This is a genomic window from Pseudomonas sp. GM50, from assembly GCF_000282375.1.
Classification (GTDB): domain Bacteria; phylum Pseudomonadota; class Gammaproteobacteria; order Pseudomonadales; family Pseudomonadaceae; genus Aquipseudomonas.
Genome location: NZ_AKJK01000043.1, coordinates 23743 through 43803 on the forward strand (window position 1 = coordinate 23743; position 20061 = coordinate 43803).

General features: G+C 60.5%; 13 protein-coding genes. 10 read left to right on the forward strand and 3 right to left on the reverse strand.

Going from position 1 to position 20061, the window contains the following annotated elements:
* The first annotated feature begins 154 nt into the window (after positions 1-154).
* From dgcB to PMI30_RS20335, 7 genes are all read left to right on the forward strand, one after another.
* Positions 155-2104, forward strand: coding sequence for a dimethylglycine demethylation protein DgcB (gene dgcB, locus PMI30_RS20365; protein ID WP_008008116.1), 1950 nt, complete (start codon positions 155-157; stop codon positions 2102-2104).
* Positions 2104-3324 (forward strand): electron transfer flavoprotein subunit alpha, encoded by a 1221-nt coding sequence (etfA, locus tag PMI30_RS20360; RefSeq protein ID WP_008008117.1) that lies wholly within the window; start codon positions 2104-2106, stop codon positions 3322-3324. The genes dgcB and etfA overlap by 1 nt, the downstream gene beginning before the upstream one ends.
* A gap of 15 nt (positions 3325-3339) precedes the next feature.
* Positions 3340-4110: an electron transfer flavoprotein subunit beta gene (etfB, locus tag PMI30_RS20355; protein WP_008008118.1), complete on the forward strand. Its 771-nt coding sequence runs from the start codon at positions 3340-3342 to the stop codon at positions 4108-4110.
* 193 nt (positions 4111-4303) lie between these two features.
* Positions 4304-4870, forward strand: coding sequence for a GNAT family N-acetyltransferase (locus PMI30_RS20350; RefSeq protein ID WP_008008119.1), 567 nt, complete (start codon positions 4304-4306; stop codon positions 4868-4870).
* A 1066-nt stretch (positions 4871-5936) separates the two neighbouring features.
* A complete protein-coding gene (locus PMI30_RS20345) occupies positions 5937-9389 on the forward strand; it encodes a GMC family oxidoreductase N-terminal domain-containing protein (RefSeq protein WP_008008122.1) in 3453 nt (1150 codons plus the stop codon).
* Positions 9390-9528: 139 nt separating this feature from the next.
* Entirely contained in the window at positions 9529-11397 is a 1869-nt protein-coding gene (locus PMI30_RS20340) for a hypothetical protein (RefSeq protein ID WP_032835133.1), read from the forward strand.
* Positions 11398-11423: 26 nt separating this feature from the next.
* Entirely contained in the window at positions 11424-12674 is a 1251-nt protein-coding gene (locus PMI30_RS20335; RefSeq protein WP_008008126.1) for a metallophosphoesterase family protein, read from the forward strand.
* Between the two features lie 108 nt (positions 12675-12782).
* Here PMI30_RS20335 and gbcA read toward each other — a convergent pair whose 3' ends face one another.
* Positions 12783-14078 (reverse strand): glycine-betaine demethylase subunit GbcA, encoded by a 1296-nt coding sequence (gbcA, locus tag PMI30_RS20330; protein ID WP_032830499.1) that lies wholly within the window; start codon positions 14076-14078, stop codon positions 12783-12785.
* A 282-nt stretch (positions 14079-14360) separates the two neighbouring features.
* On the opposite strand from gbcA, the gene gbcB reads away from it, so the two are divergent.
* Positions 14361-15461: a glycine-betaine demethylase subunit GbcB gene (gene gbcB, locus PMI30_RS20325; protein ID WP_008008135.1), complete on the forward strand. Its 1101-nt coding sequence runs from the start codon at positions 14361-14363 to the stop codon at positions 15459-15461.
* A 105-nt stretch (positions 15462-15566) separates the two neighbouring features.
* On the opposite strand, the gene PMI30_RS20320 is transcribed toward gbcB, so the two are convergent.
* On the reverse strand, positions 15567-16391 hold the full coding sequence (locus PMI30_RS20320; protein ID WP_008008136.1) for an SDR family oxidoreductase: 825 nt from the start codon (positions 16389-16391) through the stop codon (positions 15567-15569).
* Positions 16392-16633: 242 nt separating this feature from the next.
* Complete coding sequence (locus PMI30_RS20315; protein WP_008008139.1) at positions 16634-17674, reverse strand: threonine aldolase family protein; 1041 nt, start codon at positions 17672-17674, stop codon at positions 16634-16636.
* A gap of 131 nt (positions 17675-17805) precedes the next feature.
* Between PMI30_RS20315 and PMI30_RS20310 the strand changes: the two genes are divergently transcribed.
* Together PMI30_RS20310 and glyA are read left to right on the forward strand one after the other, a co-directional pair.
* Positions 17806-18522, forward strand: coding sequence for a TraX family protein (locus tag PMI30_RS20310; protein WP_008008140.1), 717 nt, complete (start codon positions 17806-17808; stop codon positions 18520-18522).
* A 284-nt stretch (positions 18523-18806) separates the two neighbouring features.
* Entirely contained in the window at positions 18807-20060 is a 1254-nt protein-coding gene (glyA, locus tag PMI30_RS20305; RefSeq protein WP_008008141.1) for a serine hydroxymethyltransferase, read from the forward strand.
* Position 20061: the final 1 nt, after the last annotated feature.

Here is a 20061-nt window from a genome sequence, read left to right on the forward strand (position 1 = left end):
TAGGAGCGAGGCTTGCCCGCGAAGGCCGACTGACATTCAACATTGATGTTGGCTGATCCATCGCCTTCGCGGACAAGCCTCGCTCCTACAGGGATTCGAGCAAGGCATCCAGGTAGTTTGGCCTGCAAGACCCTGCGGTCTTTGGGAGCTCCACATGTTGAACACCCTTCTTCCAATCCTGTTGTTCGCTGCCTTGGGCCTGGCTGTCCTGGGCGCGTTGCGGCGGGTGGCTATGTGGCGTCAGGGCCGGGCGTCGAAAGTCGACCTGATCGGCGGTCTGTTCGCCATGCCCAAACGCTACATGGTCGATTTGCACCACGTCGTCGCGCGGGACAAATACATTGCCAACACCCACGTTGCCACGGCCGGTGGTGCAGTGGCGTCCATTGTGCTGGCGATTCTGGTGCATGGTTTTGGCCTGCATAACCGCATCCTCGGTTATGCACTGCTGCTGATGTCGGCGGTGATGTTTGTTGGCGCGATCTTTATGTTCCTGCGCCGTCGCAACCCACCGGCCCGCTTGTCCAAAGGCCCGTGGATGCGCCTGCCGAAAAGCCTGATGGCGTTCTCGGCATCGTTCTTCCTGCTGACCCTGCCGGTCGCCGGCATCCTTCCGGAAAACTTCGGTGGTTGGGTGGTCGCTGCGATCCTCGGCGTCGGCGTGCTGTGGGGCGTTAGCGAACTGTTCTTCGGCATGACCTGGGGCGGGCCGATGAAGCACGCCTTCGCCGGTGCCCTGCACCTGGCCTGGCACCGTCGCGCCGAACGCTTTGGCGGCGGTCGTTCCACCGGGTTGAAACCGCTGGATCTGAATGATCCGAACGCGCCACTCGGTGTGGAAAAACCCAAGGATTTCACCTGGAACCAACTGCTCGGCTTCGACGCCTGCGTGCAGTGCGGTAAATGCGAAGCTGCATGCCCAGCGTTCGCCGCCGGCCAGCCGCTGAACCCGAAAAAACTGATTCAGGACATGGTCGTTGGCCTGGCTGGCGGTACCGACGCCAAGTTCGCTGGCAGTCCGTATCCGGGCAAAGCAATTGGCGAACACGGTGGCAATCCGCATCAACCGATTGTCAACGGTCTGGTGGACGCTGAAACCCTGTGGTCCTGCACCACTTGCCGTGCCTGCGTCGAGGAATGCCCGATGATGATCGAGCACGTCGACGCCATCGTCGACATGCGTCGCCATCTGACCCTGGAAAAAGGCGCGACCCCGAACAAGGGCGCCGAAGTCCTGGAAAACCTGATCGCCACCGACAACCCTGGCGGCTTCGCGCCGGGCGGGCGGATGAACTGGGCGGCGGATTTGAACCTGAACCTGCTCAGCGAGAAGAAATCCACCGACGTGCTGTTCTGGGTCGGTGACGGTGCCTTCGACATGCGCAACCAGCGCACCCTGCGCGCTTTCGTCAAAGTGCTGAAAGCGGCCAAGGTCGACTTCGCGGTGCTGGGGCTTGAAGAGCGCGACAGCGGTGACGTGGCCCGGCGCCTGGGCGACGAAGCGACCTTCCAGCTGTTGGCCAAACGCAACATCCAGACTTTGGCCAAATACAGCTTCAACCGCATCGTCACCTGCGACCCGCACAGTTTCCACGTGCTGAAAAACGAGTACGGCGCCTTCGACGGCAACTACCTCGTGCAGCACCACAGCACCTACATGGCGGAGATCATTGGCGAAGGCGCCCTGAACCTCGGCCAGCACAAAGGCAGCAGCGTGACCTATCACGACCCGTGCTACCTCGGCCGCTACAACGGCGAATACGAGGCGCCGCGCGAAGTACTGCGCGCCCTGGGCATCGAGATCAAGGAAATGCAACGCTCCGGTTTCCGTTCACGCTGCTGCGGCGGCGGTGGCGGTGCACCGATCACCGACATTCCGGGCAAGCAGCGGATCCCCGACATGCGCATGGAAGACATCCGCGAAACCGGCGCCGAACTGGTGGCCGTGGGTTGTCCACAGTGCACAGCGATGCTCGAAGGCGTGGTCGAACCGCGTCCACTAATCAAGGACATCGCCGAACTGGTGGCCGACGCCTTGCTCGAAGACGCCGCGCCGGGAAAGCCTTCGGCACCGGCCAAACGTGAACCTGCGGAGGTGCATTGATGAGCGACATTATCCGCCGCGACCCACGCGCCGAATGGATCGCCCGCAACCGTCTGCACCCGCTGCACGCGGCCATGCAACCGGCGCAACACAGCTGGATGGGGCCTAACGGTGTCATCCGCAAGAACCCTCACGGGATCGGTTTTATCGGCCCCAACGGCATCAAGCGGATTGACCGCAGCGGCGCTCAGCAGGGCGGGGCGACTAAACGCTCGGCCGCAGTTGAAGTGCAATTGCCGCTGCATCAAGTGCCGCAACCTGCGTTCTACATCAGCGTGGTGCCGGACATGGTCGGCGGCCGCTTGAGCAGCCACGACCGCGACTTGCTCGGCCTGGCCCATCAGTTGGCCGGCAAGGACGGCGCGGTACTGGCGGTGGTCTTTGGTGAGCACAAGGAAAATGCCTTTGCCACGGCCGGTGTTGACCGCTTGCTGGTACTGGAAGGCGACGAATTCAGCGGTTATGCACCGGAGCAACGCGTCCAGGGCCTGCGGGCTGTGGATAACCAGTTCAACCCTCGTCACTGGTTGCTGCCGGACAGCCGCAGCGGTGGTGGCGAACTGGGTCGACGCTTTGCCGCTGCACTGGGCGAACGCCCGGCCACACGGGTCTGGCAGGTGAAGGATCAGGAATGCATCGGCCGTGCCGGTGCTGGTTTGCAAGACCTTGCACGTCCGGTGGCACGCTTGATTCTGGCGGCTGCCGAATGCGCCGAACCGGTCAGCGAAACCCGTCACGAAGCCCTGCCAGTGGAGTTATCCACAGCAGTCGCCCGCAGCCTGTCGCGGATCGAAGATCTGGGCGCGGTGGCGGTGGACCCGGCGGCGATTCCGATGGCCGAAGCGGAGTTCATCTTCTCCGGCGGCAACGGGGTCAAGGACTGGGGACTTTTCCACAGGACGGCCGAGGCGTTGGGTGCGACCGAAGGTGCATCGCGGGTGGCGGTGGACGATGGCTTCATGGCCCGCGACCGTCAGGTCGGTGCGTCCGGCACTTGGGTCACGGCACGGGTTTACGTGGCGGTGGGCATTTCCGGGGCGATCCAGCACCTGCAAGGCATCGGTGCCTGCGACAAGGTGGTGGCGATCAACCTCGATCCGGGTTGCGACATGATCAAACGGGCCGACCTGTCGGTGATCGGTGAGAGCGCCGAGATTCTTCAAGCCTTGATCGATGCGGTAGAGGCTTACCGCAATGAAGCCAAGCGCGATGCGGCTTAAGGGAAGGAAAGGGTTATGAGCACGAAAATCATCAGCCTGGTGTCCATCGGCGCCCACCCGACCTCCGGCCGGCCGCGCCGCGCCGAGCAGGACGCACGAGCAGTTGAACTGGGCCTGCAACTGGCTGGAGATAACCTGCAAGTGCTGCATGCCGGCGATGTTGCAGAACCGGCACTGCGCGCTTATCTGGGCATGGGCCTGGAGCAGTTGCATGTGCTGGAGCAACCGGAAGGTGCTGACGCGCTGCCAGCATTGACCGCGTATTTGCGCGATGCCGGGGCGCAAGTGGTGCTGACCGGCAGCCAGGCGGAAACCGGCGAAGGCTCGGGCATGTTGCCGTTCCTGCTGGCGGAAAGCCTTGGCTGGCCGCTGGTGGTGGGTTTGGCGCAGGTTGAATCCATCGACGGTGGTTCGGCGCTGGTGCTGCAGGCTTTGCCTCGCGGTCAGCGCCGTCGCTTGAAAGTGCGCCTGCCGTTTCTGGCGACTGTGGATAACGCAGCGCCCAAGCCTCGGCAGAGCGCCTACGGTCCGGCGCGGCGCGGGGTGTTGCAGGCGGATGAAGTCGAGGTGATCGACGATGAACTGCTGGCGGTGGCCACGCTGCAACCGGCCAAGCCACGGCCCAAACGATTGAAAGTGATCAAGGCCAAGAGCGGTGCTGACCGAATGAAGGCTGCGACAGCCAAGGCCAGTGGCGGAGGCGGGCAGGTGCTCAAGGGCGTGAGCGCACAAGCGGGCGCTGACGCCATCCTAAAGTTGCTGATTGAAGAAGGCGTGGTTCGCTAAACCTGGACACACACACACACAAAACCTGTGGGAGCGGGCTTGCTCGCGAAGGGGTCATCAGCTTCAACATCATCGTTGACTGACACACCGCTTTCGCGAGCAAGCCCGCTCCCACAGAGTGCTCGTGCCGAACAGATGAAATACCGGAAACGCAGAACCTGAAAATCATCTCATCGAAGTTTATGGGGAAATAATGGCTGTTGAATTTCGTCCGGCATTGCGCACGGATGCGCGCGAGATTGCCCGTTTGTTCCAGATTTCGTCAGAGGGTGCTTCGGATTACATCTGGAGCCAGCTGGCGGAGCCCGGGCAGGATCTGCTGGAAGTGGGTGCCACTCGTTACGCCCGTGAAGATGTCGATTTCTCCTATCAGAACTGCCTGATCGCGCAGGCCGGGGGAGAGGTCATCGGCATGCTGCACAGCTACGTGATGCGCCACGATCCTCAGGCCGCTCCCGTGACCGACCCGGTCCTGGCGCCGTATGCCACGATGGAAATCCCCGACACCCTTTATATTTCGAGCCTGGCCCTGCATGAGGGCTGGCGCAATCAGGGCCTGGGCAAACAATTCCTCGCCTACGCCTACGACCGTGCCAACCGGTTGGGGCTCAATGGCTTGAGCCTGATCGACTATGCAGCGAACACCGGCGCCCGGCGGTTTTATGAGCGGCATGGCTTCCGGATTGTCGATACCTGCCAGATCACGCCCCACCCAATGATTCGGGTTACGGGTGAGGCTTATTTGATGTATCGGCCGTAAGGACATCGAACACCTGTGGGAGCGAGCCTGCTCGCGATGACGGACTGACATTCACCATCGATGTTGCCTGACCTGGGATTGCGCATTTACCCACAATCCCTGTTAGCGCTTCTGTGGATAACATGTTCGCCCCTCGCTACACCCCATGCCAATCAAGCCCTGCAGCCCTCCGTACAAAAAACAACCAGCCTAACCCACGGTTTTTTCGAGCTTTTTCCACAGAGTAACGTCGCTCACACGCCGATACTTGCCCCCAATCTCTGTTGGCGCTTCTGTGGATAAGATGTTCGCTGTCCGCTACAGGCTATATAAACCGTGGCTTTCAGTGGGTTGATCAAATAATGTTCAATTCGCGCTTTTCCCTCGTTAATCCTCCCGCAAACCCCGAATTCTCACGGCTTTCAGCAGTTTTCCACAGAGCCTGCAAAGTTGCCCCCAAAGTCTGTTGGTGCTTCTGTGGATAAGGTGTTCGCCATCCTCTGCACGTCATATAAACCGTGCCTTGCAGGCTTCTGATCAAAAAACGATCAACGCTTGCGCAAAACTCTGCTTCTGGATAAGTCACGGTTTTTCTTGGTTTTTTGTGAATATATTTGGCACGTCATCCACAGTTGTCCCCAATAGCTGTGGGTGGAGATGTGGATAACTTGTTCGCTGAACCCTGCAAGCCACGGTCTGTATAGGCCCGAACGCGATAGATCAGATTTCATACAGGTCTAAGGCGCTTCCTTGACTTCGATCTGTCGCCTGTCTTCACTTTCACGGCATAAGGACAGCCGTCTCTTATCCACATCTGGTTCAGGGAGAACGCGTGATGGATAGCCAGCGATATCGCTCGCACCCAAGCCCCTGCATGACCTGTGTTCCAAAACCTGCCTCCTTGCTGCGTAAACGAATTCATCGTCGCGCCGCCAATCAGCGCGCTCGCCTATAGCGCCTGAGCCTTTTATCCATGCCAAAACGCAGCTGCCATTGAGGCCCGACCGTGCCCGGTGACCAGGTGTTCGTTCATCTATCGATTGCAGGCAACCACAGAGTTGCCCATCTGCCTGAGAGGAAATGAGTCATGACACGGATTGCCACGCCCATCAGCGACATCAAGGAACATTACGACGTGATCGTCATCGGCTCCGGCTACGGTGGCGGGATTGCGGCGTCGCGCCTGTCCCGGGCCGGCAAGCGGGTGTGCCTGCTGGAGCGGGGCCGGGAAATCCAGCCCGGCGAATACCCCAATACGATGCTGGCGGCCACCGAAGAGCTGCAAGTCCATGACCCGGACGGGCACATCGGTTCGCGCACCGGGCTGTTCGACCTGCACGTCAACGCCCAGCAAAACGTGGTGGTCGGTTGTGGTCTGGGTGGCACATCCTTGATCAACGCCAACGTCGCGCTGGAGCCGGAGCCCGGTGTGTTCGACGATCCGCGCTGGCCGCTGGCGGTACGTGAGCATCGCGACACCTTGCTCAAGGACGGTTACGCCCGGGCTCGGGAGATGCTCAAGCCCAATCCCTACCCGAAAACCGCTCCGACCTTGCCCAAACTCGAGGCTAACCAGAAGTCCGCCGACTACCTCAAGCAAGGTGCGCATTTCTACAAGCCGCCGATCAACGTGACCTTCGACAAACTGCCGAACAACCTCAACCACGTCGGTGTCGAGCAATTACCGTGCAACCACTGCGGCGACTGCGTGTCGGGCTGTAACAACAAGGCCAAGAACACCACGTTGATGAATTACCTGCCGGATGCCTGGAACCACGGTGCGGAGATTTTCTGCCAGGCCGAGGTGCGGCACCTGGAGCGCGACGGCGATGGCTGGATCGTGCACTTTCAATACCTGGACAGTGGCCGCGAGAAATTCTCCGCGCCGACGCTGTTCGTCAAGGCTGACATTGTCGTGGTGTCGGCGGGCACGCTGGGCTCCACCGAAATCCTCCTGCGCTCCCGGGACAAAGGCTTGTCTACGTCCAATCAGCTCGGCGAGAACATGAGCGGCAACGGTGACATCCTTGGCTTTGGCCACAACTGCGACCAGCCGATCAACGGTATCGGTTTCGGCGCACATCCGGCCAATGAAATGAAACCGGTCGGCCCGTGCATCACCTCGATCATCGACATGCGCACCGAAGGCGACTGGCGCAGCCGCATGGTCATCGAAGAAGGCTCGATCCCCGGCGCGCTCGGCCGGCCCATGGTACCGAGCATGGCGGCGTTCGCCGGGTTGATCGGCAAGCCCACCGACGACAGTTTCACCGGCAAGCTCAAGTACGCGGAGCGTGAAGCCGAAAGCTTCCTGCGCGGCCCGTATCACGGCGCCCTGCACAACATGCAGACCTACCTGATCATGAGCCACGACGACGGCAAGGGCCGCATGGTGCTCGACAGCAAGGATCAATTGCGCATCGACTGGCCGGGCGTCGGCGAGCAGGAAAACGTGAAGATTGGCAACGATCGGCTGCACCAGAGCACCAAGGCGTTGGGCGGGATCTGGGTCGAGAACCCGATCTGGACCGAGCTGCTCAAACACAGCATCGTTTCCGTTCACCCGCTGGGCGGTTGCGTGATGGGCGAGGACGCGGAGCAGGGGGTGGTCAACCACAAGGGGCAGGTATTCAGCAGCGCCAGTGGCACCAATGTCTATGCCGGGTTGTACGTGACCGACGGCGCGGTGATTCCGACCTCCCTGGCGGTCAATCCGCTGCTGACCATCTCCGCCGTGAGCGAGCGCAACATGGGCCTGCTGGCGGCCGATCGTGGTTGGCACATCGACTACACGCTGCCTTCGGCACCGCGCAAACAGGTAGCGCCGCCGACCCTCGGCGTGCAGTTCACCGAAACCATGAAGGGCTATTTCTCCAAAGACTTCACTCAGCCTCAAGGCACAGATCTCAAGCTCTACGAAGCGGCGGCCAAACGTGGCGAGTCGGATAACTCGCCGATCGAGTTCACCCTGACCATCACCGCCAACGATCTCAACCGCATGATCAAGGAGCCGGAGCACGCTGCGACGCTGGTCGGCACGTTGAATGCGCCGGGGCTGTCGCCGGAACCGCTGACCGCCAGCAATGGCGTGTTCAACCTGTTCGAGGAATATCAGGAACAGGTCGGCGTGCGGCACATGAATTACGACATGAAACTGACCGCCGAGGACGGCAGCGATTATTACTTCAGTGCGTTCAAGACCGTGCCCGAAGACAATGGCGTGCTGAACGTCTGGCACGACACCAGCACCCTCTATGTGACGCTGTATCGCGGGCCGGACAAAACCGGTGAGGTGATTGGTTCGGGTGTGATGCACATTCAACCGGCCGATTTTGCCAAGCAGATGACCACCATGAAGGTGCTTAACGCGCGCAACGAACGCGAGCGCATCGAAGGGTTGGCGCGGTTCGGCAAGTTCTTCGCCGGCATCTTGTGGGAAAGCTACGGCGGCGTGTTCGCTGGCGACATCTACTTCAACCCCGATGCACCGCCGCGGCAGAAACGCCCATTGGATGCGCCAATCCCGAGCGTGCAGTTCTTCCAGACCGAAGACAGCGTTCAGCTACGCCTGACCCGCTATCAGGGCGGCAGCAAAGGGCCGGTGATGCTGGTGCATGGCTTGGGCGTGGGTTCGAATATTTTCTCCACCGACACCATCCAGACCAACCTTCTGGAGTTCTTGTGCAAGCACGAGTACGACGTCTGGCTGCTGGATTTCCGGGTCAGCATTCTGATACCGGCCAGCAAGCACGAATGGAACGGCGATCAGATTGCGCAGTACGACTTCAAGGCTGCCATCGCGCAGATCCAGCAGGCAACCAAGGCGCCGGATGTGCAATGCGTGGTGCATTGCTACGGCGCGACGACTTTCTTCATGTCGCTGCTGGCCGGGTTGCAGGGCGTGCGTTCGGTGGTGTGTTCGCAGATCGCCGCGGATACGGTGGTCGCCACGGCAACGGGGCTCAAGGCCGGCCTGCACCTTCCGGGGATGCTCGACGCCATCGGCATCAAATCCCTCACCGCGTATGCCGACAATAAGGAGAGCTGGTTCAACAAACTCTACGACAAGGCCCTCAACGTCTACGCCCGCATTGAGGCCCAGGGCTACTGCACCAACCCGGTATGCCATCGCATCACCTTCATGTATGCGTCGCTGTACCGCCACGACACGCTCAACGAGACCCTGCATGACAACCTGCATGAGCTGTTCGGCGAATCGAACATGCAGACCTTCGAGCACTTGGCGCTGATCCTGCGCAAAGGCCATCTGGTGGACTTCAAGGGCCAGGACGTCTACATGCCGCACTTCGACCGGCTGACCATGCCGATCTGCTTTATCAGCGGCGAAGACAACCAGTGCTACCTGCCGGAAAGCACGCTCAAGACTTATGAGCGCGTGTGCAAAGCCCATGGACCGGAGCGCTACAGCCGGCATGTGGTGCCGGGTTATGGGCATATCGACTGCATGTTCGGCAAGAATGCAGTGGTCGATGTGTACCCGATCATCCTGCAACACCTGGAGAAAACGGCCCTCGGCTAGTCGTTCGACCGAGTTGGATTCTTCGCGGGCAAGCCTCGCTCCTACAAAAGCAGCGCGAAACCTGTAGGAGCGAGGCTTGCCCGCGAAGACGATCTATCAGGCGCTACACCTCGTGGTCATGCACAAGGAAATGGATGCCATGGACAGTTACATCCGCTGGTTTCAACGCTTCATCTGGATAGGCATCGTGATGAACATGGTCTTCGCGATTCCGGCGCTGTTCGCGCCGGCGTTGCTGACCTCGATGCTCGGGATGCCACCGCAACTCTCCGATCCGTGGCTGGAAAACGCCGGCATGTTGCTGGTGGGGATCAGCCTGTTTTACATGCCGTCAGGCTTCAACGCGCCACGATACGTCGTGCATTCGTGGCTGTGCGTGTTGTCGCGAATGGTCGCCGTGGCGTTCTGGATCTACCTGATCAACACCAGCAACCAGGCTCAAGTGTTTGTGCCGATGCTGCTGGGTGATCTGAGCATGTTCCTGATCCTCGGGATTCTGCTGTACCTGGGCAGCGCGCCGGCCAATCGGCCCTTGGCGTTGCTTCGCGATGGCTGGCTTGAGTGGCAGGCAGCGTGGGCGCGACGCTGGCAGCGGCACAGCTTCAAGGTCGCCACGCTGGTCGTGGTGCTGGCGCTGGGGTTTATCGGCTACGAAACCTGGTACCAGATGCTGCGGGTGGTGCCGGCGGAGCAATACGCCTCCGATGAGGACCACTACAAGTACGGCGCCATCGGTCTGGGCATCGAGGCGCGGATTCCCTATTACCTGTTCGCCGTATTGCCGCAGATGTGCCCGGATAAACTGCCGAAACCCGGCGGCTATGAAGTCTTCGGTTTCCTCTACGAGAACGGCAAGGACCTGCCGATCGGCATGGCCAAGCGGCAGATCGGCTACCCGACCGTGGAGCCCAACTGCGCCCTGTGCCACACCGGTTCCTACCGCGCCAATAGCAGCGACGTCGCCATCCCGGTGGCCACCGCGCCGGCCAATACCCTGCAACTGCAGGCCTTCCAGTGGTTCGCCTACAATTGCGCCAGCGACCCGAAATTCACCCCCGACGCGGTGATGACGGCGATCAACAGCAAGTTCCAGCTCGGGTTCTTCGAGCGGTTGTACAACCGCTACGTGATCATTCCGATGGCCACGAGTGCGCTGGTCAAGCAGAAGCAGGCCTATGCCTGGCAACGCCTGCGCGCACCGCAAGGGCCGGGGCGCACCGACACCTTCAACCCGACGAAAATGGTGGTATTCGGCTTCCCGGATGACTCGACCATCGGCACCGTCGACTTGCCGCAAGTCTGGAACCAGAAGCCTCGGGAGTCGCTGTACCTGCACTGGGACGGCAACAACAACGACATTCATGAGCGCAACTACGCGGCAGCCATGGCCGTGGGCGCGACGCCGGAGTCAGTGTTGCCGGACAGTTTCAACCGGGTGACCAACTGGTTGCTGGGCCACAAGGCGCCGGCATGGCCGTTCGCGCTGGATCAGGCCAAAGTCGCGCGGGGCAGACCGGTCTGGGAAAACAACTGCGCCGGTTGCCATGATTTCGGCCGCACCGACACCGGTCAGGTCACCACCAGCATTGATGAACTGGGCACCGATCCCCATCGGCTGAACTCGTTCACCAATGGTTTAGTGACGGCTTTCCATGGCTTCAAGAAATCGCCGTTCGACTTTGGCGCCTATCGCAAGACCCAGAGCTACAGCAACACGCCCACCGACGGCGTCTGGTTGCGCGCGCCGTACTTGCACAACGGTTCGGTACCGACCCTGTGGGACTTGCTGCAGCCACCGGAAAAAAGGCCGCTGGTGTTCTTCACCGGCTCCGATGTGTACGACCAGGACAAGGTCGGTTTCGTCACCAGTGGCCAGCAGATGAAGGCCTCGGCGGACTTCAAATACGACACCCGTCTGGAGGGCAACCACAACGGCGGCCACCTGTACGGTACGCAGCTGTCGGAACTCGATAAGCGGGCGCTCATCGAGTTCATGAAAACCCTGTGATTCCACTACGGATGGAGGAAAGCGACATGTCATTGGTCAGTCATTGGGAACACGAGTACGACAAGGTCAAGCTACGCGTACATGGCTTGTTCACCCGATTGGAAATGGCCTGGAAAAAGCTCGTCAGCGAGCTTGAGCCGGAGGAGTACCAGGCCATTGTCGCGCTGCTGCAGCGGGGGCACGATCAGGCGCAATACGTGCTCAAGCACGGCGATGTGCCCGACGATCAGCCGAGTGTGCCGTGGGAGTTGGCCCATGGCTTGTCGATCCTGCACATCGGCAACGCCAGCCCCTTGCCGCAATCGGTAGACGAACTGCAAACCCGCGTGCTCAAGGACGGCAGCCTGCTCGGTTGTCGCAAATGGGAGCTGCTGGATCTGTTGTGGAGCGAGGCATTGCTCAAGTGGATCGAGAACCTGCGGCATCACGCGCCGTTCGCCACCACCCCGGCGTTGATGCGCATGGACAGTGATGTGACCCTGGCCATTGCCGGTGACTGGGGCACCGGGCCGTTCGATAGCCACGCCCCGGCGGTCTCAGTCGCCAACCAGATGCAACTGGCCCAGGCTGATTTCACCATTCACCTGGGGGACGTGTACTACGCCGGCACCCGCTCTCAGGAAGACGTCGACATGGTCGGCTGGCCCATGGGCAAGCACGGCTCGTTCACCCTCAACTCCAATCACGAGATGTACAGCGGCGCCCATGGCTACTTCAAGGAACTGGCCAAGCGTTTCCCGACGCAGCAGGGCACCAGTTATTTTGCGTTGTACAACGATGACTGGCTGGTGATCGGGCTCGACACGGCTTACGCCTCGGATGCGATCAACCTGTACATGGACGGTGCACTGAACAAGCAGCAGATCGACTGGATGAAAGACTTGCCCCAGCGCAAGAAGATCATGGTGCTCAGTCATCACCAGGGTTTCGACATTACCGGGCACAACAAGACGGCGCTGTATCAACCGGTGTGCGACGCCTTGGGCCGCGAGCCGGATTATTGGTATTGGGGGCATTTGCACAACGGCATTTGCTACGCCGCTCAAGGCGGGTTGCATGCACGCTGCGCCGGGCATGGGGCGATTCCCTACGGCAATGCCAGCGAGCTGAACGGGCATGCGCGGGTGCTGTGGTCGGAAACGCAAAATGCGCGGGATGAGGCGTACCCGGATCGGGTGCTGAACGGTTATGTGAAAGTGAGGCTGGTGGGGGAAAACATCGAAGAGACGTTTATTGGGGAGGATGGGTCGGTGCGGTGGTCTTCGTCAGCCCATTGATTTGTGGTGACGGGTAGGCCGTCATCGCGAGCAGGCTCGCTCCCACAAGGGATCTTCAGTGCATATAGATCCAGTGTGGGAGCGAGCCTGCTCGCGATGCTTTTGCTCTTAGCCTTGAACCGGCACACCTTTGAGGTACGGCGCAGGCTCGGCCCCAAGGTTGTTCAGCAACCGCTCGCTGTACCAATCCACAAAGTTCACCACGCCAAACTCATAGGTCTTGGAGTAAGGCCCTGGCTGGTACGCGGTGGAGTTGATCCCGCGCTGGTTTTCTTCGGCCAGGCGACGGTCCTGGTCGTTGGTCGCATCCCAGACCTGGCGCATGCGCTCCACGTCGTAGTCCACGCCTTCGACCGCGTCCTTGTGCACGATCCACTTGGTGGTGACCATGGTTTCCTGAGCGCTGATCGGCCACACGGTGAACACGATGATGTGGTCGCCCATGCAGTGGTTCCACGAGTGCGGCAGGTGCAGGATGCGCATCGAACCCAGGTCCGGGTTCTTGATGCGGCCCATGAGTTTGGCGCAGCCCTGTTTGCCGTCCATGGTCATCGACACGGTGCCCTTGAGCAGCGGCATGCGCACGATGCGGTTACGCAGGCCGAAACTGGCGTGGGCGTAAGGGATCTTCTCTGCTTCCCAGGCTGCGGCGGAGGCAGCTACGTGGTCCTTGAAGGCCTGATCGGCACGCGGGTCGGTGACGTCGTCCCATTCCAGCAGGGTTTTCAACAGTTCCGGGTGCGACGCGTTGCAGTGGTAGCACTCACGGTTGTTTTCCAGCACCAGTTTCCAGTTGGCTTTTTCCATCAAGGTGGTGGTAATCGCCACCTTGGTGTTCTCCATGTCGTACGGTTCCATGTAATGGTTCAGCGTCGACAGGAAGTCATCAATGGCCGGCGGGTTCTCCGACAGGCTGATGAAGATGTAACCGCCAGCGGTTTTCACATTCACCGGCTTGAGGCCGTACTGCTTCATGTCGAAGTCGGCGCCCATTTCGGTACCGGCGAACAGCAGGCGACCGTCCAGCTCGTACGTCCACTGGTGGTAGTGGCAGACCAGTTTGGCGACTTTGCCTTTTTCGCTGGTGCACAGCCGTGAACCACGGTGACGGCAGACGTTGTGGAACGCATGGACCACGCCGTCGGCACCACGAATCACGATGATCGGGTTCTTGCCGACTTGCAGGGTCAGGTAGTTGCCCTTGGTCGGGATCTCGCAGGTCATGCCGGCGATCAACCACTCTTTCTGGAAGATTTCCTGCATGTCGATATCAAACAGCCGCTCGTCAGAGTAAAACGGCTGCGGCAGCGAGAAAGTGCGCTCGCGCTCTTGCAGCATCTGCGCGGTGGCCTTGCGTGCGGGTTCCAGTGGATCGCCCAGGCTCAGGGTAGTGGTGACGTCCATCATTTAATCCTCAAGGCCATTCTGTGTGGCCGGCGAAAGTGGCTAATCAGGTTTGCTACGCAAGGTGTAAAGGTTGTGTCTTGGTATGGAGCGAGTGTGGGGCCGGCGCTAGCCAGAACCTTATCCATGGGCGACATGGCCCAATCTGTTCCCGACGCGCAACCCCCGGTAGATGCGGGCTGGTCGCGATAAGTATGTGAATGTCGCAGATAGGTAAATGGGTGGTTCGCACGTTACGCAGAATCGCCAACATAAGGCCGACCATCGGCGGTGGAGAACAGCATGTCCAACAGCTTCCTGAATCCGGTAACCACCCAGACCTGGGCCAATGGTCGACACATTGTCCGTTGCGTCAAAGTCATCCAGGAAACCTGGGATGTGCGCACCTTCTGCTTCATGGCCGACCAGCCGATCCTGTTCTTCTTCAAGCCCGGGCAGTTCGTCACCCTGGAGCTGGAAATCGACGGCGTGCCGATCATGCGCTCCTACACCATTTCCAGCTCGCCGTCGGTGCCGTACAGCTTTTCGGTGACCATCAAGCGTGTGCCGGGGGGCAAGGTGTCCAACTGGCTGCACGACACCCTGCATGAAGGCCAGGAGCTGGCGGTGCACGGGCCGGTCGGGCTGTTCAACGCCATGGACTTCCCCGCGCCGAAAGTGCTCTACCTCAGCGGCGGCGTCGGTATTACGCCGTGCATGTCCATGGCCCGTTGGTTCTATGACACCAACGGCAATGTCGACATGGTGTTTATCCACAGCGCCCGCTCACCGAAAGACATCATTTATCACCGCGAGCTGGAACACATGGCGTCGCGGATCGACAACTTCAGCCTGCACCTGATTTGCGAGAAACATGGTCTGGGCGAGCCGTGGGCTGGTTATCGCGGTTACCTGAACCACAAGATGCTCGAACTGATGGCGCCGGACTTCCTTGAGCGTGAAGTCTTCTGCTGCGGCCCGACCCCGTACATGAATGCGGTCAAGCGCATGCTTGAGGCGGCGGGTTTCGACATGAAGCGTTATCACGAGGAATCCTTCGGCGCGACGCCGCCGGAAGCCCGTGCCGACGCGGTGGAACAAGCCGAACAAGCGGCAGACGCTCCGGAAGTCGACGCGGCGGATCTGCATCAGGTGGAATTCACCGCGTCCGGCAAAAGCATTCGCGTGGCGCCAGGGGAGACCGTGCATGCGGCGGCGGCCAAGCTTGGCTTGCTGATTCCGAAAGCCTGCGGGATGGGGATTTGCGGGACCTGCAAGGTGATGAAGCTGGGGGGCGAGGTCGAAATGGACCACAACGGCGGGATTACCGAGGAAGACGAGGCCGAAGGGTACATCCTGTCGTGCTGCAGCGTGCCGAAGGGCGACGTGCGGATCGAGTTCTGAACCTGTGGGAGCGAGCCTGCTCGCGATAGCGGTGGATCAGTCAATATCAATGTTGAATGTTCCGGCCTCATCGCGAGCAGGCTCGCTCCCACAATGGTTGGTATTTCAGTCCACAAACAGGTCTGGCATCAGCTTGTCTTTGGTGTCGGGCTCAAAGCGGTAATGATCGAATTCGGTCACGCCATGCTCCCGCAAAATCTCCTCATCAATCAGCAACCGACCGGTAATGCTGCGACCACTGCTGCTCAGAATCGCGTAAGCCGCATCCGCCATAATTGCCGGCGTGCGCGCATGTTTGAACGATTCGCGTGACCCCAGCTGAAACTCGATGGCCGCCGTGGCGATCATGGTCTGCGGCCACAGGGAATTGACGCTGATGCCGTAGGAGGCGAATTCCTCGCTCATGCCTAACGTCAGCATGCTCATGCCGTACTTGGTGACGGTATAGGGGCTGTACTGGGCGAACCACTTGGTGGCGAGGTTCAGCGGCGGGGACAGGTTGAGGATGTGGCCGTTGGACTTCTTCAGGTAGGGCAGCGCGGCCTGGCTGCACAGCAGCACGGCACGGGTGTTGATCTGGTGCATCAGGTCGAAGCGCTTGAGTTCGAGGTGCTGTACGCCTGTCAGCTTGATCGCCCCGGCGTTGTTGACCAGTGCATCGATACTGCCGAAATGCTCGTTGGCCCGGGCCAGCGCCTCACGTACGGCATCCTCTTCACGTACATCCACCTGCAAGGCCAACGCCTTGCCGCCCGCGGCTTCGACTTCCGCCGCCACGCTGAAGATGGTGCCGGGCAGTTTGGGGTGAGGGGTGGCGCTTTTGGCGGCAATCACGATGTTGGCCCCGTCCTTTGCTGCCCGCAGCGCAATCTCACGCCCGATGCCACGGCTGGCGCCGGTGATGAACAGGGTTTTGCCTTGTAGTGACATGCATACGCTCCTGATTGTTGTTATCTGAGCGGAGGCTCGACAAACAATGTAGACCAAGTCACTGGCGCAGGAGGAAGGGGGCGCGTGCAAGCCTGTGGCGAGGGGGCTTGCCCCCGTTGGGTTGCGTAGCAGCCCTTAATCCTGAGAGTGCGGTCTGTCAGGCAGACCGCGTTGGCTGGTTTCACGACTGCTGCGCAGCCGAACGGGGGCAAGCCCCCTCGCCACAAAAACCTGGTGGGGCTTCAGGCCGACATCACGTGCCGAATATCCGTCGCCAATTCGCGCACGCGCTCTTCTTCGGTGTCCCACGAGCACATGAACCGTGCGCCGCCGTTGCCGATGAAGGTGTAGAAGCGCCAGCCCTTGGCCGTCAGTGCCGCGATGGCTGGTTCCGAGAGTTGCAGGAACACGCCGTTGGCCTGCACCGGGAACATCAGTTCCACGCCAGGAATATCGCTCACCAGTTCAGCCAGCAACTGTGCGCAGTGATTGGCGTGGCGGGCGTATTTGAGCCAGGCGTCGTTTTCCAGGATTCCGACCCACGGCGCCGAGAGGAAGCGCATCTTCGACGCCAGTTGCCCGGCCTGTTTGCAGCGGTAGTCGAAATCTTCGGCCAGCTTGTGGTTGAAGAACAGAATCGCTTCGCCCACCGCCATGCCGTTTTTCGTGCCGCCGAAGCACAAGACATCGACCCCGGCCTTCCAGGTCAGGTCTGCTGGTGAGCAGCCAAGAAATGCGCAAGCATTGGAGAAGCGTGCGCCGTCCATGTGCAGGTTCAGGCCCAGTTCTTTGCAGGTGACACTGATGGCGCGGATTTCTTCCGGGGTGTATACGCTGCCGACTTCGGTGGCCTGGGTCAGGGTCACTACGCGGGGTTTGGGGTAGTGAATGTCCTGGCGCTTGAGGGCGATTTCGCGGATCGACTCCGGCGTCAGCTTGCCGTTTTCGGTGCGGGCGATGAGCAGCTTGGAGCCGTTGGAGAAAAACTCCGGCGCGCCGCATTCGTCGGTTTCGACGTGGGCGGTTTCCGAGCAGATCACGCTGTGGTAACTCTGGCACAGCGATGACAGGGCCAACGAGTTGGCCGCGGTGCCGTTGAAGGCGAAGAACACTTCGCAGTCGGTTTCGAACAGTTTGCGGAATTGATCGGACGCGCGTGCGGTCCACTCATCGTCGCCGTAAGCGCGCTGGTGGCCGTGGTTGGCCTGTTCCATGGCAGCCCAGGCTTCAGGGCAGATACCGGAATAGTTGTCGCTGGCGAATTGTTGGCTCTTATCGGTCATGGCCGGCTTCCGTGATCGAGGCTCTTATGGTGAAGAGCTTCGTGGTCAATGATGGTGCGCACTTTACCGAAGATCGTCCGGGGAGCACACGGGATGTTGCTGTCAGAAAAATACACGGTTGACGGGCAATTATGCACATGACTCAACGGGATGGGGCGCTGGATCTGCTCAAGTGGCTGGCGCTGCTGAGCATGGTGCTCGATCACCTGCGATATATCGGTTACTCCATCGATCTGCTGTATGTGCCGGGTAGATTGGCGTTCCCGTGGTTTTGTTTGGCTATGGCGGCAAATCTGTCGCGGGCACAGGCAGTAACGACCGACGGCCAATGGCGCTACCTCGGTTGGTTATCGCTGTTTAGCGCTCTGAGCGAAATTCCCTACCGGATGTACATTCCTGATCACAACACCTTGAACGTGTTGCCCACGTTGGTTCTGGGTTTGTTGGTCGCCCGTGGCTGGCAGCACAAGCTGCTTCAGCCGCGGCTATTGGCGGCGGGTGCCTTGTTGCTGGCGGCGCTGTTCCCGGAGCGACTGATGTTCGGATTCTTCGGCGTGTTGTTGCCGCTGGCGATGTTGCTGGTGATCAGGCGTCCCTGGTATTTCAGCCTGCTGCCGGGGCTGGTCTGCCTGGCGGCCAATCAATGGCAAGTGCTGTATTACGCCGCCCGGCTCGGCAGCGGTGCGGCGATCCTCGGCGCTGCCGTTTGTCTGATTGCGCCACTGCTGGGGATGTTGCTATTGCGACATGCCCAAGGCGTTCAACCACCACCGATGCGCCGTTGGGCGTATGCGCTCTATCCCGCGCATTTCCTCGGGCTTCTGGCCTTGCGCCAACTCATCGCCTGACCCTGTGGGAGCGAGCCTGCTCGCGATTACGGCAGCTCAGGCGGCATCAATGTTGAATGTGAGGCCGCTATCGCGAGCAGGCTCGCTCCCACAGGGGATCTTCGCTGGTTCGAAGATTGTGTTCGGCATGCCATTTCTCGCCATGTCGTAAACGCACCTTTGCGTGGCGTCCATAGGCATTTGACCTGTCTGCGCCGGTCATACCATCGCATCCAAAGGGCACTGCCGTAACGCCAGTGCCTTACCGAGACGAATGGCGCATAGATGCCGCTGGGAGAGACGCGATGTTCAGCAAGCAAGACCAGATCAAGGGTTACGACGATGCACTGCTGGCGGCGATGAATGCCGAGGAGCAACGCCAGGAAGATCACATCGAGCTGATCGCGTCAGAGAACTACACCAGCAAGCGCGTGATGGAAGCGCAAGGCAGCGGCCTGACCAACAAATACGCTGAAGGCTATCCGGGCAAGCGCTACTACGGTGGCTGCGAGCACGTCGACAAGGTCGAAGCCCTGGCCATCGAACGCGCCAAGCAATTGTTCGGTGCCGACTATGCCAACGTTCAGCCGCACTCCGGCTCTTCGGCCAACAGCGCCGTGTACCTGGCCCTGCTGCAAGCCGGCGACACCATCCTCGGCATGAGCCTGGCCCACGGCGGCCACCTGACTCACGGCGCCAAAGTATCGTCCTCGGGCAAGCTGTACAACGCCGTGCAGTACGGCATCGACACCAAGACCGGCCTGATCGATTACGACGAAGTCGAGCGCCTGGCCGTCGAGTGCAAGCCGAAGATGATCGTTGCCGGCTTCTCTGCCTACTCCAAGACCCTGGACTTCCCGCGCTTCCGTCAGATCGCCGACAAGGTCGGTGCGCTGCTGTTCGTCGACATGGCCCACGTTGCCGGTCTGGTCGCTGCCGGCCTGTACCCCAACCCTCTGCCTTACGCCGACGTGGTCACCACCACCACCCACAAGACCCTGCGCGGTCCGCGTGGCGGCCTGATCCTGTGTAAGGCCAACGAAGAAATCGAGAAGAAGCTCAACGCTGCCGTGTTCCCCGGCGCTCAGGGCGGCCCGCTGATGCACGTCATCGCCGGTAAAGCCGTGTGCTTCAAGGAAGCGCTGGAGCCTGGCTTCAAGGCTTACCAGCAACAAGTGATCGACAACGCCCAGGCCATGGCCGGCGTATTTATCAAACGCGGCTACGATGTAGTGTCCGGCGGTACCGATAACCACCTGTTCCTGGTCAGCCTGATCCGTCAGGGCCTTACCGGCAAAGAGGCGGATGCAGCACTCGGTCGCGCCCACATCACCGTCAACAAGAACGCTGTCCCGAACGATCCACAGTCGCCGTTCGTGACCTCCGGCCTGCGTATCGGCACCCCGGCGGTGACCACTCGCGGCTTCAAGGTTACCCAGTGCGTTGAACTGGCCGGCTGGATCTGCGACATCCTCGACAACCTCGGCGACGCCGATGTCGAGGCCAATGTTGCGCAGCAAGTGGCAGCCCTGTGCGCGGACTTCCCGGTTTATCGCTGAG

Bases quoted from the DNA above. Each gene is read 5' to 3' on its own strand.
- PMI30_RS20340 (WP_032835133.1), top strand. From the start codon at position 9,529: ATGGACAGTTACATCCGCTGGTTTCAACGCTTCATCTGGATAGGCATC.
- PMI30_RS20315 (WP_008008139.1), bottom strand. From the start codon at position 17,674: ATGACCGATAAGAGCCAACAATTCGCCAGCGACAACTATTCCGGTATC.
- PMI30_RS20320 (WP_008008136.1), bottom strand. From the start codon at position 16,391: ATGTCACTACAAGGCAAAACCCTGTTCATCACCGGCGCCAGCCGTGGC.
- PMI30_RS20345 (WP_008008122.1), top strand. From the start codon at position 5,937: ATGACACGGATTGCCACGCCCATCAGCGACATCAAGGAACATTACGAC.
- dgcB (WP_008008116.1), top strand. From the start codon at position 155: ATGTTGAACACCCTTCTTCCAATCCTGTTGTTCGCTGCCTTGGGCCTG.
- gbcB (WP_008008135.1), top strand. From the start codon at position 14,361: ATGTCCAACAGCTTCCTGAATCCGGTAACCACCCAGACCTGGGCCAAT.
- etfA (WP_008008117.1), top strand. From the start codon at position 2,104: ATGAGCGACATTATCCGCCGCGACCCACGCGCCGAATGGATCGCCCGC.
- gbcA (WP_032830499.1), bottom strand. From the start codon at position 14,078: ATGGACGTCACCACTACCCTGAGCCTGGGCGATCCACTGGAACCCGCA.
- PMI30_RS20335 (WP_008008126.1), top strand. From the start codon at position 11,424: ATGTCATTGGTCAGTCATTGGGAACACGAGTACGACAAGGTCAAGCTA.
- glyA (WP_008008141.1), top strand. From the start codon at position 18,807: ATGTTCAGCAAGCAAGACCAGATCAAGGGTTACGACGATGCACTGCTG.
- PMI30_RS20350 (WP_008008119.1), top strand. From the start codon at position 4,304: ATGGCTGTTGAATTTCGTCCGGCATTGCGCACGGATGCGCGCGAGATT.
- PMI30_RS20310 (WP_008008140.1), top strand. From the start codon at position 17,806: ATGCACATGACTCAACGGGATGGGGCGCTGGATCTGCTCAAGTGGCTG.
- etfB (WP_008008118.1), top strand. From the start codon at position 3,340: ATGAGCACGAAAATCATCAGCCTGGTGTCCATCGGCGCCCACCCGACC.